The sequence below is a fragment of the Colwellia echini genome, assembly GCF_002843355.2.
GTDB classification, from domain to species: Bacteria; Pseudomonadota; Gammaproteobacteria; order Enterobacterales; family Alteromonadaceae; genus Colwellia; species Colwellia echini.
Map to the genome: position 1 here is coordinate 108,701 of NZ_PJAI02000003.1, position 16,334 is coordinate 125,034.

Below are 16,334 nucleotides of genomic sequence, written 5' to 3' on the forward strand. Positions count from 1 at the left end.
CGACTAATTTTTTTGGCATGTAGGGCAATAGACTGTTGCTCTGCCTGCTTGTTTAATTTCCTTCAATTTTTCTTGGCAGACAAAGCAAGCTTTACCTGCTCTGCCATAAACTTGTAATTTTTGTGCGAAATAACCTGGTTTACCATCGACTTGCGTAAAGTCTTTTAAGGTTGTTCCACCTTGATTAATTGCTTCACTCAATACGGTTTTGATGATTGCTGTTAAATTTTCAAATCGCTTACGACTCACTTTACCAGCCGCAACCGTTGGCATAATTTTCGCTTGAAATAAGGCTTCATTAGCATAAATATTACCAACGCCGACCACGACATGGTTATTCATTAAAAAGGTTTTAATCGCGACCGTTTTTTTACGTGATTTATCATATAAATGATCACCTGAAAAATCCTCTAATAACGGCTCAGGGCCAAGATTTTTAATTAACGGGTGTTCTTGAATATCTTCAGTTAGCCAGAGTACAGAGCCAAAACGACGTGGATCATTAAGCCTCAAGACTAAACCACTTGCTAGCACTAAATCAAAATGATCATGTTTGCTAACAGGTGTACTCTTATCTATCACTCTGATAGTGCCTGACATACCTAAATGCAGCATTAACGTACCTTTACTAGTCTCAAGTAATAGGTATTTAGCACGCCGGCTAACCGAAATAATCTTTTCACCACAAGCTTCGGTAATAGTAGGCGTAATAGGCCAACGCATATTAGCATTACGCACTATCACATCACTAATTATCTGGTTTAATATATGTGGTTCAATGCCACGACGGCACACCTCTACTTCAGGTAATTCAGGCATAATCTCTTCTTATATTTAACAATGTGGATGGGTGAATCAACCAAATACTTATAAGGTGGTGGGCAATAACTGCTGAGCTAAGGCTGCAGGTAATGCTAACCATCTATCCTCTTGTTGCTGATAAATTAATAGTTGATCATTGAGCGGATACAATAAGAAAGTACTTAATTGTGGCTGACCTGCTAAGCCAATGTTTACCGTTATACCTTGGCTCCCTTCTATGATCAGATCATCTGCCTGAACTAAGCCCATACTTTGTTGCCAAGCAAACATCACTTGTTCTATTTGTTGCTCACTTTTGTCTAGTATTAATCCTTCTGTGGTTACTTGCCAACTTCTTCCAATACGTTCTAACAATACATTTTGGCTTGGCGAATAATCTATAGCCAAAGTTAAGATGACAGCATGTTCAGGTAGAATTAATTGTTCCGCGCTGTTTACATTATCGGCATCTGGAAATAATTTATCATTGGTAGCGTTAATCAAAATTATTATAATCATTACTGAAAAAATAATTACGTTATTCCAACCTGTTTTAGAAAGTTTCATATATATGCCATATTATTAAAGCTGATAAGATTCATAATTTATTTACGTATCATACTGAATTTTTAATGTAATGGCGCGGTTATCAAAAGTTATCTTAAATTTATTATAACAGTTCAATTACATAGAGGGCGTACTTTATACCTAAGGAAAATGGTATTACTCCCCTCAAATTTTAAGCATAAAAAAACCCGGTATAAACCGGGTTTTTTAACAAAACAAAAATTAATTACTTAATTTTAGCTTCTTTGTAGATTACGTGCTTGCGAATGGTTGGATCAAATTTTTTGATTTCCATTTTCTCAGGCATAGTCTTTTTATTTTTATCTGTAGTATAAAAATGACCAGTACCAGCACTAGAAACTAAACGAATTTTATCGCGCATAGTATTTTCCTTTGAATAATAAAGTTATTAAACTTTTTCGCCACGGGCACGGATGTCAGTTAAAACTACATCAATACCTTTCTTATCGATAATACGCATTCCTTTCGGAGTTAAACGTAATTTAACGAAACGATTTTCGCTCTCAACCCAAAAACGGTGAGATTGAAGGTTAGGTAAAAAACGACGACGAGTCGCGTTTCTTGCGTGAGAACGGTTGTTCCCTACGACTGGTTTCTTGCCTGTTACTTGGCAAACTTTAGACATTTGAGTCACTCCAAAATTAATTTCAGCTCGAGCTATATTTCCCCAAGACCGTCGCCTTAGGATCCTAAAAAGGTGGCATATTATAGAGAAACTGAAGAATTAATACTAGCCTTAATGAAAAAATACTGAAAAAACAGTACTTTTTAATAGCTTTCAGTAAGTTAAAAAGATTTTATTTTGAAAAAGGTCACTGAATTTGTGAGTTTTAGTTTAATTATTGTTAATTTCAAGGGTAAAAAGCCAACAATGTTCATCAATGTAGTTAGCCTATTTTTGATTGTAGTAACTTTTGAATTTGCTCATTTTGTTCTTTATTACATAACTCATCAATCAAAATACGTAATATATGTGATTTAGCTAAATCAGTACCTTCTGATAAATCTTGTAGTTGACCGATCGCTTCCTCACTTAATGTAAACGTTGCTCGCCTAAACCGTTTTTCAACGCGTGATCTAACTCCAGCTTTTACCTCTACAGCTTGTTTGTGCTCTAACTCCGTCATTTCAACATAACGTTTAGCTTCACTAATGGCTTGTTTAAGGCTAAGTTTATGTTGTGCTTTATCATCATGAGTGAGCTCACTTACTATTTTAGGTGAACCTTTCGCATAGTTTTCAGCATCAGAAATAAATTCATCAATAGTGAAGTTCTTTTTGATGTTTTTATTGTTATTAGCTTTTTTTAAATCAATTAAACTCATGCGCATTATCCGGTTCCATTGCCATTAACTCCTCAGCAATAGTAATCATCTCTTGGGCTGCTTTTCCTTGAGGCTCGATTTCAAGGACAGAAGACCCCTGCTCTTCGCTGTCATCATAAATATTACGACTAAAAGTTACAGCGTTTAAAACATTAATGCCATAAGAAGTACAAACCTCTTTGGCTTCAAGTATTCTTTTCACTTGGTTTGGTAAAGACGGACACTGGGTTATCACAAACGAAGCTAACATTTTAGGATTTACCATTTTACAAGTACTAAGCATATCTTCCATATGAGGTACTGTTTTCAAATCACGTCTTTTCGGTCTTAAAGGGATTATCACATGATCAGCAACAGACATAGCCGCTCGTAAAGCAAGGTTATCTTGACCGCCGCAATCAACGATAACATAGTCATAATGCTGTACTAAGCTTAACAAATCATTACGAATTTTACCGTAGAGTTGAATACAGTTGATTGTTGGCAGTGACGGATCGCCATTTCGAGCTTGGATCCAATCAGAGGTTGTTCTTTGTGGATCACAGTCCACCATTAACACAATTGCTTTTTTATGTGAGGCAAAATAAACAGCTAAGTTTTGAGCTAAACAACTTTTACCACTCCCACCCTTTTCACCACCAACTAATATCATCATTACTTTATACCGTCCTTTTTCACTCTGTAATTAATACCTTAACTAACCACCTTAACGGGATAATTGTAGTTCACTTTTGAAAATTTGCTTTTAATCCTTCTATAAACTTATTTAGCGTCAGTATCTAAGATTAAAGCAATTTCAAACCAACCATTATCTTGCTTAACACTACGAAGTACTTTGCCATATAATTTTTGACTACTAGCATGAGCAGATTTAAACACTACAGTGACGGCGGCGTTAAGCGGTAAATTTTGATCGCAATCAAGTTTCAAACCACCTCGAGAAAAATCTAAACAGGCAATTTTTTTATTATGTTGTTGTCCGTGTTCGTCAGTCCAAATAATATCAACCAGTTCTTTTTCCATATCCAAACGAAACCATTTACGGCGTTCAGTTTCTTCGTTACTGCTATCAACCATTAGGAGATCCTTTTATATTTATTGTTAATACTTTCTTTTAAAAGTAATTGCTTTTCAGCTTTTTAGCAAATTATCTACTACGCCTATTTTTTAATGCTATTTCCCCACCCTAACTTGATGTTTTTTCTTAGTACAAGGCAAATTTAAGCTCTAATAGCGAGCCTGTTGCAATTAAATTTAACGCAGTATTAAGGAAAAATAGCAGCTAGAAAGCAAGTTGTTATCCCGAGTTCAGGTTAAATATTCTACAGAATTAGGACATCTCATTATGCTCTGCAAATGAGTAACACTGATGTCCCGCGACTATAATATGATCTAATACCCGAACATCGATTAATTGCAGTGCTTGCATTAACTTTTGGGTTATTTGTTTATCTGCCACGCTTGGCTTAGCCATACCTGACGGATGATTATGAGTTAATATAACGGCAGCAGCATGGTGCTTTAATGCTTGCTCTACAACAACTCTAGGATAAACAGCTGCAGCGTCAATAGTCCCGAAAAATAAGCGTTCAAACAGTAACACCCTATGTTGATTATCTAAGAAGAGTACTGCAAATATTTCTCGTGTTTCTAGTCGTAATTCACTTTGTAGAAAATCTCGTGTCGCTTGCGATGAGGTTAATGAACAATCAGTATTTTTAATTTTCTCAGCTAAATAGCGCTTACTCATTTCTAAGCAAGCCTGAAGCTGCACATACTTTGCTTTACCAAGACCATGTTTAGCGCAAAACTCTTGTTGTGTTGCTGAATAAATAGCGCCGAGACTGCCAAAACTTGCTAACAACTGCCTTGATAGGTCAACCACATTACAGCCTTTTACTCCCGTGCGTAAGAAAATAGCCAAGAGTTCTGCATCACTTAAACTTGCTGAGCCTAACTGTATTAACTTTTCACGAGGTCGTTCTGATTCTGGCCAATCTTTTAGAATATTTTGTTTTGAAAAATTTGACTTTAATGGCGCTTGATTTATCGCTGGCTCATTTATGATCAAACCATTTGCTGTTGATTTTGTCTTATTTAACCTTGATTCATTTAACATAAGTGCATCCTGCATAAAATTTTACATATCTTGCTTAAATATTTTTCTAAAATACCTATCAAGAATTCCATTTACTGTAACTACGGCGGTTATTTGGCATAGTCTCTTTCTAAATAAAGTGAATAAATGTTATCTTATCCGCCTTATTGGTTACTTTAAGATTAGCAGCTTATGCAAATTCTTCAGGACAAAAAAATATTATTGGGTATTTCTGGCGGTATTGCTGCCTACAAAACACCTGAATTAGTGCGTCGACTTAAAGATCACGGCGCTGATGTACGTGTAGTAATGACTGATGGCGCAAAAGCCTTCATTACCCCATTAACCTTGCAAGCGGTATCTGGCAATCACGTGTCAGACAACCTACTCGACAGCCAAGCTGAACTTGCTATGGGACATATTGAATTAGCAAAATGGGCTGATTTAATTATCATAGCACCGGCAACGGCTGATATTATTGCCCGTATCACTGCTGGCATGGCTAATGATTTGTTATCCACCTTGTGTTTAGCAACTGACGCACCTATTGCTATTGCGCCTGCGATGAACCAACAGATGTGGCATGCTAAAGCAACGCAAGCCAACATAAAAACATTACAAGCATGGGGTTATCATATTTGGGGGCCTGGTTCTGGTGAACAAGCCTGTGGTGATGTTGGTTTAGGCAGAATGTTAGAAGTTACTGAATTAGTTACCTTAAGTAGTGACTTTTTTGCTGACAAATATTTACAAAATCAACACTGGGTAATTACCGCAGGGCCGACCCGTGAAGCAATAGATCCAGTACGTTATATCTCTAACCACAGCTCAGGTAAAATGGGCTATGCCATTGCCCATGCTGCGTTACGTGCAGGTGCTAAAGTAACATTGATTTCAGGACCCGTAGATATTGCAGCGCCAACAGGCTGTGAATTAATTCAAGTAATTAGTGCTGAGCAAATGCATAAACAAGCTCTAACTTACGCGCCACAAGCAACAACGTTTGTCGCCTGCGCTGCGGTTGCAGATTATCGAGTGGCAGATATTGCCAGTGAAAAAATCAAAAAAGATAGTGACGTTATGCAAATTTCATTGATCAAAAATCATGATATTGTGGCTGATGTTGCTCAATTAGCGCAAAAACCTTTTATCGTTGGCTTTGCTGCAGAAACACAAAACGTTGAACAGTATGCGCGCGGTAAGTTAATGCGTAAAAACCTAGATCTGATTGCCGCCAACGATGTTGCCAAAGCAGGTCAAGGCTTTAACAGTAATGATAATGCGTTAACGGTTTTCAGTGCTATTGATAAAATTGAAATTCCATTAGCGAATAAGCATATTGTAGCCAAGCAGCTAGTATCATTAATTAATCAGCATTACTTACTAAAACATACTAGAAAATAAGCATAATAAAATTATACCAATAACATTTACCTACTAGAAAATTCATTTATTTCAAATGGTCGTGTTAATTGGTATAACTAAAGTACAGCATAATAGAGAATAATTTAAATGGTCGCCACACAAACTAAAACCCCAAAACCAAACCGTAAACATCAAATATTAGAATGCTTAGCATTAATGTTACAAAACAGTCCAGGGCAACGCATTACTACTGCCAAGCTTGCTGCAGAAGTCGGATTTTCAGAGGCTGCGTTATATCGACACTTTCCATCAAAAGCGCGTATGTTTGAAGGTTTAATAGACTTTATAGAAGAATCTATTTTTTCTCGAATTAACTTAATCTTAGCTGATCACAAAGAAACCTTAGTACGCTGTCATCATATACTACATGTATTATTAGTCTTTGCAGAGCGTAATCCAGGAATGTGCCGAATATTAGGTGGCGATGCATTAATGGGTGAAAATGAACGCTTACGTGACAGAGTTCATCAGTTTTTTGAAAAGTTAGAATCTCAATTTAAACAAGTATTACGCGAGCGTAAATTACGCGAAGGTAAAACCTTTAGCATTAGCGAAGCGGCTTTAGCAGGTCTACTAGTTTCGTTTGCAGAAGGTAAAATGAGTCAGTATGTACGCTCCGGATACAGTAAAAAACCGAGTACTGATTTTGCTGAGCAATGGCAATTTTTAATGGCTGATAAATAAGTTACTAAAAAGAAAAACGTCTTTAAGCATTAACCAAATAGGTAATAACACTCCACTCAGGTAAGTAAGAATATATATTGGTACTTACCTGACCTCGGAATAAATAACATGCTACAACATCCATATTCTCTTATCATGAGCTGCGATATGACACCTTACAAACTATTTTTTCGAGGTAACCATGAGTAATCTCTCACAACTAGAGCCCGCCAGTTTATGGCAACTATTCGAAAAAATTTGTAGCATTCCACGTTCATCAAAACATGAACAAGCGATCTCTTTATGGATCCAAAATTGGGCTAACCAATCAGGCTTAACAGTAAAAGAAGACAAGGTTGGTAATCTTTTTATTAAAAAGCCTGCTACGGCAGGAATGGAAAATCGTAAAGGGATTATTTTACAAGCACACATGGACATGGTGCCGCAAAAAAATAACGATGTTAAACATGACTTTCTAACCGATGCCATTAAACCTTATATTGTAGACGCATCAGGTAATCACACCAATAATCCTGACCTCTTTGCTTGGGTAACAGCTCAAGGCACTACTTTAGGTGCCGACAACGGTATTGGCTTAGCGTCCGCCTTAGCTATTTTAGCCAGTAATGATATTGTCCATGGGCCTATAGAAGTGCTCATAACCATTGATGAAGAATCAGGTATGACAGGTGCTTTTGGTTTAGAGGCTGGCTGGCTTGAAGGTGACATTTTAATTAATACCGACTCAGAGCAAGAAGGTGAAATATACATGGGCTGTGCTGGCGGCATTGACGGCAAAGCGACTTTTCCACTTACTTTTGAAACTGTACCCAATAATTATCAAGCATTTAACTTATCAATTTCAGGCTTAAATGGCGGTCATTCTGGTGTTGATATTGATAGTGGTCGGGCAAATGCAAATAAGTTACTGGTTCGCTTTTTATTAACTGCCAGTTTTGACTTTGACATTCGCTTAACTGAGCTTAATGGCGGTAGCCTGCGCAATGCCATTCCTCGCGATGCCGATGCAAGTTTTGTCGTGGCAACAGATAAAATTACCGCGTTAAAGCGCGCTTTATCCGACTATTTAGTAACCATTCAAGCCAACTTTACTGCAGTAGAAAGCGGTATTGAGCTATTATTAATTTCTCCTGAAGACTTTGACACCTGTTGGAGCAAAGTAACTCAAGTTGCGATTTTACGTGCGCTAAATGCCTGCCCTAATGGTGTATTAAGAATGAGTGACGATATTGCGGGCATTGTTGAAACATCATTAAATTTAGGTGTTATGCAAACACGTGGTAATAAATTTAACGCGCTAACTTTAATACGCAGTTTGCATGATGATGGTCGTACCGATACACAACAAATGGTGCAGTCGGTATTTGAACTTGCTGGTGCTGATGTTTCTTTTTCAGGAGCTTACCCAGGTTGGAAACCTAATCCCGACTCTGCCATCATGCAGCTTATTAAAGAAACTTACCAAAAAATATTTGATAAAGTACCAGATATTATGGTTATTCACGCTGGTTTAGAATGTGGACTATTCAAAAACGCTTACCCGCAATGGGATATGGTGTCTATTGGACCAACTATAAAATATCCACACTCCCCTGATGAAAAAGTTGAAATTGCTAGCGTTGCAAAATATTGGCAATTATTAGTTGCTGTATTAGCCAATGCCCCACGTAAATAATTAAATCAATAACCTAGAAAATCTTAACTGGATGTAACCACCTTGTTTCTACCGCTATTCTTTGCTTCATACAAAAGTGCATCTGCTAATTCATAAGCTTTCTCTACCGTTATATTTTGATTGGCATGAATATGTAATAGCCCTGCGGAGATTGTTATTTGCTGTTCTAATTCACAATATTTATCTAACCCTTCTACCGCTTGCCTAATATCTTCAATGACTTTCAGCGCTGAGGCTTCATTTTTAGTTTGATATAACAAAGCAAACTCTTCTCCGCCGATACGAAAAACACTATCGGTAATTCGCTTCATTTGAACATTAAATAAATTAGCTAGCGCAATTAATGCAACATCTCCTGCAGGATGGCCAAAAGTATCGTTATACGTTTTAAAATGATCGATATCAATAATCACCAAAGCTAATAACTCATTACTTCTATCTACACTACTCATTTGCACAGCTAGTACTTCATTAAAATTACGACGATTCAAAAGCCCGGTTAAAGCATCTGTTTTTGTTAAAGAAACTAACTGTTCTTTTGCCGCTATTAAGTCACCAAAGGTTCTTGAAATAAGTAACTCTGCCCAGTATGCAAAGAAGAGTGTAAAACAAGAAGCCATGCTAAAACGGAAGAATTCCATTACATTTATTGTTTCACCGGTAAATGAAAATAACAACGAAAGTAAGATAGTCATAAAGACAAGACAAATATATAAACCTATTTTGTGCCCGTAAAGAGACATCACCAAGAAAATATAAAGGAAACACCAAATAGGCGTATATTCTGTGCCTTGCTTAAAATATACCACCGCCAAAACACCTAATGCCATTAGGTGTAATATAAACTGAGGACTATATTTTCGATGGCGACCGACCAGAGAAAGCCATATAGAAAGAACCGTTAAAAAAGTAATATTTACATAAAAGATAACCATGTGACCAGAAACAAAGTTACCGAGCATTGCAGCAACAAGAATTATATAAGACAAAAATAAAATAAGTTTACCAGTAATATTTCTACGGTAAGAATTAGTGTCAATGTCCTTATCTAATTGTAAGTATGTTTCAAACCATTTTTTCATCAAGAATCTATTTCCATTTATAAGGACATATTAATATTATCATAGAAGAATAAAATAAATTGTGAATATTAATGCTAAATATACCATTTTAAAAAGCTATAACTACTATTGATAACTAAGCTTTGTTATTGAAAATTTTTCCGTTAGAATGAGACCTCATTTTTAAGGATATTTGTTATGATTCAGCCAGAAAAAATAATAATAGCTGACGATCACCCCCTATTTAGACAAGCATTGTTAGGGACATTACAAGCCAAACTAACTACTACTAACTGGTTTGAGGCTGAAACAATTGAAGCCCTTGAGCAGCAACTAGCACAACACAATAATAGTGACTTATTACTCTTAGACCTTAATATTCCTGGTGCTCATGGTTTCAATACTCTGATCCACGTACGCAATCATTACCCTCAAATTCCTGTAGTAATAGTTTCCGCGCACGAAGACCATAATACCATTAGTCAAGCAATGTCCTACGGTGCAGCCGGTTATGTACCAAAATCTACACCTGTCGACGATATTTATTCCGCAATCGTAGCGGTATTGTCTGGTTCTATTTGGTTGCCGCCTTCATTTGAGCAAAAGCATAATGAAAATGCCATTGGCGATATTGCACAACGTGTAGCGAGCTTAACGCAACAACAATATCGTATTTTGATGATGTTCGCACAAGGTAAATTGAATAAACAAATTGCTTATGACCTTAATGTATCTGAGGCAACGATTAAGGCACACGCAACAGCCATTTTTCGAAAGCTCGATGTTCGCAATAGAACACAGGCTGTTATTGCTATTGCCCAATTAGATTTAACCGAAGCTGGTTTTCAGCAAGCTTAGCGGTAAATTCTATATTTGGTCTAAAACAAAAAGCACATCAATGATGTGCTTTTATAATAGAATAAATTTAACTCTGAAAAATCAATAGCTGCTAAATATAAGCAAAAGCATCTGCATACATATGCTCTAATTGTGCGCCACGATTAACAAAATCGCTACGAATCGCGCCAACCATATCAAAACGCCCCGCCAAATAAATATCATAAGCTTCAAAGTTTTCAATATCATCCATTGCAACCTGATGCACCAAGCCGGTTTTACCTTGCCATGGCGTAGCTGAGTCTTTATCTATATTCTCAACAACCGGAATGAACTTAGCGTTAGCCAATTTTGTCAATGTCGCCGTGGTCTCTGCCAGTTCATAAACTGCACTTTCTTCTCGTAAGCCCCAATAAACAACAACTGAACGCTGTGAGCTTGTTTCAGCTAAATACTCAAACATTGATTTAATGTAAGAAAAACCTGTACCACCGGCAAGTAGCACTAACGGACGCTCACTTTCAGTACGTAATTGAGCATCACCTAATGGCATCTCAATAGTTATAGCCTCTTTACTTGCTAAACTTTCTTTAATACGTTCAATAACCTGCATTGGATAACTGTCAGCAACAAAAGCGCCTATTTGTAATTCAATTAAATCACTATTCGGTGAGCTAGCAATTGAAAATGGGCGTTTATCTTCTGCACTCATAACAAAATTCAAATATTGCCCAGCGATGAAGTTAATTTTTTCACTTGGTTTTAATAATACTTTATAAACATGTGATGTTAATGCTGTTAACGACTGTATTTGACAACTTACTGTCTTCATTCTTTAAACCCTATTCTTTACTTTATAATACTTTATTAGTGCTTTCTCGTAAGAAAACGACTGCTGTTTTATTAAATAACCTGACCAGAAACGTTAGATGATATCTAAATCATCCCAAAGTGTATCAACCTGATCTTTGATTTCTTTAGTCATTTCAATGGGCTCTCCCCATTCTCGATTTGTTTCACCTGGCCATTTATTAGTAGCATCAAGGCCCATTTTTGACCCTAAACCAGATACTGGTGAAGCAAAATCAAGGTAATCTATTGGTGTATTTTCTATTAAGACTGTATCACGACTTGGGTCCATTCTCGTAGTCATCGCCCAAATAACATCTTCCCAACTACGCGCATTAACATCATCATCACACACAATAACAAACTTGGTGTACATAAATTGTCGTAAGAATGACCAAACGCCCATCATTACACGCTTTGCATGGCCTGCATACTGCTTCTTAATGGTAACTATAGCCAGACGGTATGAACAACCTTCTGGCGGTAAATAAAAGTCTTGGATCTCTGGAAATTGTTTTTGCAAAATAGGTACAAATACTTCATTAAGCGCTACACCTAAAATAGCGGGTTCATCTGGCGGTCTGCCTGTATAGGTGCTGTGGTAAATAGCATCTTTACGCATAGTAATATGCGTTACTGTCATTACAGGAAAATTATCAACCTCATTATAATAACCAGTGTGATCGCCATAAGGACCTTCAGGTGCCATTTCTTCTGGGTCTAAATAGCCTTCTAAAATAATTTCTGCTGTTGCTGGTACTTCTAAATCATTACTGATTGATTTAGCCACTTCAGTTTTAGCACCACGTAATAGACCGGCAAAAGCATATTCAGATAAGGTATCTGGTACTGGGGTTACCGCCCCTAAAATAGTCGCGGGATCAGCACCTAAAGCGACTGAAACTGGATATTTTTCGCCAGGATTTTCTTTTTTAAATTCTTGAAAGTCAAGTGCACCACCGCGATGTGATAACCAACGCATAATGACTTTATTTTTACTTAATACTTGTTGACGATAAATACCTAGATTTTGACGGGCTTTATGCGGCCCTCTAGTTACTGTTAATCCCCAAGTAATAAGTGGTGCAACATCACCTGGCCAACACGTTTGAATAGGTAACTTGGTTAAATCAATCTCGTCACCAGAAAGTACAATTTGCTGACAAAGTGGTTTTTTAATCACTTTAACCGGCATATTCAACACTTGTTTGTACACAGGATATTTATCAAAAGCGTCGCGAAAGCCTGTAGGCGGCTCAGGCTCCTTTAACATCGCCAATAGTTTACCTACATCGCGTAAAGCACTAACATTTTCTTGTCCCATAGCTAAAGCAACTCTATCTGGCGTCCCAAATAAGTTTGTAAGTACTGGCATACCGTATGGTTCACCATTTTCATCAACCGCATTTTCAAACAATAATGCAGGACCTTTGGCGCGCAAAGTTCTGTCGCTAATTTCTGTCATGGTTAAATGCGTAGAAATAGGCTGCGTAATACGTTTAAGTTGGCCTATTTTTTCGAGTTGACTGATAAAGTCTCTTAAATCGTTATATTTCATAGTAACTACCTAAATAATTGATAAAGCAGAAGTTAAAATAAAAAAACCAGCCGTGTAGACTGGTTTTAACTATGTTTTAACAACTATGTTCAAGCAATAACGTGTCTACTGACGTTTCATTGAATCAAAAAATTCATCATTGGTTTTGGTCATTGCCAATTTATCAATAAGGAATTCAATTGCGCCTATTTCATCCATTTCATGAACAATTTTACGTAAAATCCACATTTTTTGTAATTCATCAGGCTTAGTAATAAGTTCTTCACGACGAGTACCACTGCGATTAATACTGATTGCAGGGAATACGCGTTTTTCAGAAATTTTACGAGACAGGTGTAACTCCATATTACCTGTACCTTTGAATTCTTCGTAGATAACTTCATCCATTTTAGAACCTGTTTCTACAAGTGCTGTCGCGATAATAGTTAAACTACCACCCTCTTCAATATTACGTGCCGCACCAAAAAAGCGTTTTGGACGATGTAAAGCGTTCGCATCAACACCACCCGTTAGGATTTTACCTGACGAAGGAATAACTGTGTTATATGCACGAGCTAAACGGGTAATTGAATCAAGTAAAATGATTACGTCTTTTTTGTGTTCAACTAAGCGTTTTGCTTTTTCAATAACCATTTCAGCCACTTGTACATGGCGACTTGCTGGTTCGTCAAACGTAGAAGCAATTACTTCACCTTTAACTAAGCGAGACATTTCTGTTACTTCTTCCGGACGTTCATCAATTAACAATACCATTAACTCTGCGTCGGGATGGTTATGCGCAATACTTTGCGCGATGTTTTGAAGTAAAAGTGTTTTACCCGCTTTTGGCGGAGCTACGATTAAACCGCGTTGCCCTTTACCAATTGGAGAGGCTAAATCTAAAATACGTGCCGTAATATCTTCAGTTGAGCCATTACCACGTTCCATTGATAAACGATCAGTAGGATGAATTGGCGTTAGGTTTTCAAATAAGATTTTATTACGGGCGTTTTCTGGGCGGTCAAAGTTAACTTCAGTAACTTTTAATAAGGCAAAGTATCGCTCGCCTTTTTTCGGTGAACGGATTTTACCTTGGATGGTGTCACCGGTTCGCATACTAAAACGACGAATTTGGCTTGGTGATACATAAATATCATCTGGGCCTGCTAAATATGACGAGTCTGCTGAGCGTAAAAAGCCAAAACCATCTTGTAGAATTTCTAAAACACCACCGCCGAAAATGTCATTATCGCCTTCAGCATGTGCCTTTAAAATGGCAAATATTATATCTTGTTTACGTGTTCTAGCTAGGTTTTCAAGCTTCATTGTTTCAGCAAGCTTAACCAATTCATTAATGGATTTTTCTTTCAGTTCGGTAAGGTTCATAGGGGTTTCTTAAACTATTTTAAGTGACAGTGTCTTTGGGAATTGCAGACACGAGTGTGTTTTCAATATTGTTTGTTTGTATTTTAAATAAATGAGAATAGAGATAAAGCGATGTTATTTTGTACTCAGGAGGTAAATTTAGCACTAATTCTTAGTCAGGTAAAGGTCGAATAAAAATGTAAGCAATTATTTTTTATTCGTTATCAATAAAAAAGCCTGAATTCGTTATCAGGCTTTTTATATTTAACTTATAAATTTTTGTCTAAAAACTCTTTTAATTGAGTTTTAGATAGTGCACCCACTTTCGTATCAGCGATTTCACCATCTTTAAATAATAATAAGGTTGGAATACCACGTACGCCATATTTAGGTGGTGTAGCTGAGTTATCGTCTATGTTTAATTTACCAACAGTAACCTTGCCATCGTATTCCGTGGCAATATCGTCAAGTACTGGGGCAATCATCTTACAAGGACCACACCATTCAGCCCAAAAATCAACTAATACTAAACCCGATGCTTTTAATACATCTGCTTCAAAACTATCATCAGTTAGCTGAACAATTTTATCGCTCATTCTATTCTCCGTTTGTTATGGCTAAAACGCCTTTCGGTAACATTATATCGTGATGTACCGTGATTTTCTACTTTTCCAATACCGTTTTATCTAAACATTAGTATTAATTAAGCAGCTTCGACTAATTATTTATTTATTAAGCAACCATTTTTCAAACAATAGTGTTAAGCTAGCGCCATGAAAAAAACACACTTAACAGAAACAAAATTCGCTGACCTAAATCTTGCTCCGCAAGTTGTCACTGGATTAGAAGCCATGGGCTTCAATTATTGTACGTCTATTCAGGCAAAGTCTTTACCAATTTTGTTGCAAGGCACTGATATCGCAGGCCAAGCTCAAACAGGTGAAGGTAAAACTATTGCTTTTTTAGCTGCTACTTTCCATCATCTGCTTCAAAAAGAAGCACCTACCCATAATCAGCCTAGAGCATTGATTATGGCGCCTACTCGTGAGCTAGCAATACAAATTGCCCGCGACGCAGAAGAAATGGCGAAAAGCACTGGCTTACGCCTTGGTGTAGTGTATGGGGGCGAAGGTTATGAAAGTCAACGCCTAGTACTTGAAAGCGGCGTTGATATTCTTATTGGTACATGTGGTCGATTAATCGATTACATGAAACAAGGTATATATAACCTTAGTAATATTGAAGTTATTGTACTTGATGAAGCCGATAGAATGTTCGATTTAGGCTTTATTAAAGATATTCGTTATATGTTTGATAAAATGCCTGCGCCAACTGAACGTCTTAGCATGTTATTTTCAGCAACATTATCATTTCGTGTTAAAGAGCTTGCCTTCGATCACATGAATGAACCAACAAGTGTTGAAATAGCACCTGAACAAAAAACAAACAACCGAATTAGTGAAGAATTATTTTATCCATCTAATGAAGATAAAATGACTTTACTACAAACGCTAATTGAAGAAGATTGGCCTGAAAAAGCAATTATATTTGCCAACACCAAACATGTATGTGAAAAAGTTTTCGATCATTTAGTAGCAGACCAACTTCGTGTCGGCTTGTTAACAGGTGATGTACCACAGAAAAAACGTGTAAAAATATTAGAAGAATTTACCGAAGGTAAAGTTGATATTTTAGTGGCAACTGATGTAGCGGCACGTGGTTTACATATTCCTAGTGTAACACATGTTTTTAATTATGATTTACCTGACGATTGTCAAGATTACGTACACCGTATTGGTCGTACTGGCCGTGCAGGTGAAACAGGTCATGCTATTAGTTTAGCCTGTGAGCAATATGTATTTAATTTACCAGAAATTGAAGCCTATATTGAACATGAGTTACCGGTAACTAAATATGATAACGATGCCTTATTAACCGATTTACCTAGACCAAAACCTCGTCAACGACGTCCTAGAGCCAATAGCTCAAGAACGGGAAATAGACAAGGTGGGCGCTCTAATTCTCGCCCACAAGGTAACCGTGGCGGGAACAGAAGTTAATAACTTAACTTTTATGGAAATTTAGTACA

Annotated in this window: 18 protein-coding genes; 5 read left to right on the plus strand and 13 right to left on the minus strand. The window is 37.0% G+C overall.

Annotated elements, in window-relative coordinates; translation table 11 throughout:
• Positions 1-3: 3 nt before the first annotated feature.
• The 8 genes from mutM to radC form a co-directional block, all read right to left on the minus strand.
• Positions 4-819: a bifunctional DNA-formamidopyrimidine glycosylase/DNA-(apurinic or apyrimidinic site) lyase gene (mutM, locus tag CWS31_RS04400; protein WP_101344664.1), complete on the minus strand. Its 816-nt coding sequence runs from the start codon at positions 817-819 to the stop codon at positions 4-6.
• A 48-nt stretch (positions 820-867) separates the two neighbouring features.
• Positions 868-1,368, minus strand: coding sequence for a hypothetical protein (locus tag CWS31_RS04405; protein WP_101344665.1), 501 nt, complete (start codon positions 1,366-1,368; stop codon positions 868-870).
• A gap of 226 nt (positions 1,369-1,594) precedes the next feature.
• Positions 1,595-1,750 (minus strand): 50S ribosomal protein L33, encoded by a 156-nt coding sequence (gene rpmG / locus CWS31_RS04410; protein ID WP_011041084.1) that lies wholly within the window; start codon positions 1,748-1,750, stop codon positions 1,595-1,597.
• Positions 1,751-1,777: 27 nt separating this feature from the next.
• A complete protein-coding gene (rpmB, locus tag CWS31_RS04415; protein WP_101344666.1) occupies positions 1,778-2,014 on the minus strand; it encodes a 50S ribosomal protein L28 in 237 nt (78 codons plus the stop codon).
• Positions 2,015-2,276: 262 nt separating this feature from the next.
• Positions 2,277-2,720, minus strand: coding sequence for a hypothetical protein (locus CWS31_RS04420; RefSeq protein ID WP_246143357.1), 444 nt, complete (start codon positions 2,718-2,720; stop codon positions 2,277-2,279).
• On the minus strand, positions 2,701-3,369 hold the full coding sequence (locus tag CWS31_RS04425; RefSeq protein ID WP_101344668.1) for an AAA family ATPase: 669 nt from the start codon (positions 3,367-3,369) through the stop codon (positions 2,701-2,703). Before CWS31_RS04425 ends, CWS31_RS04420 begins: the two co-directional genes overlap by 20 nt.
• 107 nt (positions 3,370-3,476) lie before the next feature.
• Entirely contained in the window at positions 3,477-3,791 is a 315-nt protein-coding gene (locus CWS31_RS04430; RefSeq protein WP_101344669.1) for a PilZ domain-containing protein, read from the minus strand.
• Between the two features lie 253 nt (positions 3,792-4,044).
• Positions 4,045-4,833, minus strand: coding sequence for a RadC family protein (radC, locus tag CWS31_RS04435; protein ID WP_101344670.1), 789 nt, complete (start codon positions 4,831-4,833; stop codon positions 4,045-4,047).
• 171 nt (positions 4,834-5,004) lie between these two features.
• Between radC and coaBC the strand changes: the two genes are divergently transcribed.
• The 3 genes from coaBC to CWS31_RS04450 all read left to right on the plus strand — a co-directional run bounded on the left by coaBC (position 5,005) and on the right by CWS31_RS04450 (position 8,596).
• Complete coding sequence (coaBC, locus tag CWS31_RS04440; protein WP_101344671.1) at positions 5,005-6,216, plus strand: bifunctional phosphopantothenoylcysteine decarboxylase/phosphopantothenate--cysteine ligase CoaBC; 1,212 nt, start codon at positions 5,005-5,007, stop codon at positions 6,214-6,216.
• A gap of 108 nt (positions 6,217-6,324) precedes the next feature.
• The gene (gene slmA, locus CWS31_RS04445; protein ID WP_101344672.1) at positions 6,325-6,921 is read left to right on the plus strand and encodes a nucleoid occlusion factor SlmA; all 597 of its coding nucleotides are present in this window, start codon (positions 6,325-6,327) and stop codon (positions 6,919-6,921) included.
• Positions 6,922-7,102: 181 nt separating this feature from the next.
• Positions 7,103-8,596 (plus strand): aminoacyl-histidine dipeptidase, encoded by a 1,494-nt coding sequence (locus CWS31_RS04450; protein ID WP_101344673.1) that lies wholly within the window; start codon positions 7,103-7,105, stop codon positions 8,594-8,596.
• A gap of 23 nt (positions 8,597-8,619) precedes the next feature.
• Here the strand turns inward: CWS31_RS04450 and CWS31_RS04455 are convergent, their stop codons facing one another.
• Complete coding sequence (locus tag CWS31_RS04455; RefSeq protein WP_101344674.1) at positions 8,620-9,678, minus strand: GGDEF domain-containing protein; 1,059 nt, start codon at positions 9,676-9,678, stop codon at positions 8,620-8,622.
• A 177-nt stretch (positions 9,679-9,855) separates the two neighbouring features.
• On the opposite strand from CWS31_RS04455, the gene CWS31_RS04460 reads away from it, so the two are divergent.
• Positions 9,856-10,515 (plus strand): response regulator transcription factor, encoded by a 660-nt coding sequence (locus tag CWS31_RS04460; protein ID WP_101344675.1) that lies wholly within the window; start codon positions 9,856-9,858, stop codon positions 10,513-10,515.
• A 91-nt stretch (positions 10,516-10,606) separates the two neighbouring features.
• Here the strand turns inward: CWS31_RS04460 and fre are convergent, their stop codons facing one another.
• From fre to trxA, 4 genes are all read right to left on the minus strand, one after another.
• Positions 10,607-11,326, minus strand: a complete 720-nt coding sequence (fre, locus tag CWS31_RS04465; RefSeq protein ID WP_101344676.1) for an NAD(P)H-flavin reductase — start codon at positions 11,324-11,326, stop codon at positions 10,607-10,609.
• 93 nt (positions 11,327-11,419) lie between these two features.
• Positions 11,420-12,901, minus strand: a complete 1,482-nt coding sequence (gene ubiD / locus CWS31_RS04470; protein WP_101344677.1) for a 4-hydroxy-3-polyprenylbenzoate decarboxylase — start codon at positions 12,899-12,901, stop codon at positions 11,420-11,422.
• Positions 12,902-13,006: 105 nt separating this feature from the next.
• Complete coding sequence (rho, locus tag CWS31_RS04475; protein ID WP_101344678.1) at positions 13,007-14,266, minus strand: transcription termination factor Rho; 1,260 nt, start codon at positions 14,264-14,266, stop codon at positions 13,007-13,009.
• Positions 14,267-14,514: 248 nt separating this feature from the next.
• Entirely contained in the window at positions 14,515-14,841 is a 327-nt protein-coding gene (trxA, locus tag CWS31_RS04480; protein ID WP_101344679.1) for a thioredoxin TrxA, read from the minus strand.
• Between the two features lie 177 nt (positions 14,842-15,018).
• Here trxA and rhlB point away from each other — a divergent pair, with 177 nt between their 5' ends.
• Complete coding sequence (gene rhlB / locus CWS31_RS04485; protein WP_101344680.1) at positions 15,019-16,305, plus strand: ATP-dependent RNA helicase RhlB; 1,287 nt, start codon at positions 15,019-15,021, stop codon at positions 16,303-16,305.
• The last annotated feature ends 29 nt before the right edge of the window (positions 16,306-16,334 follow it).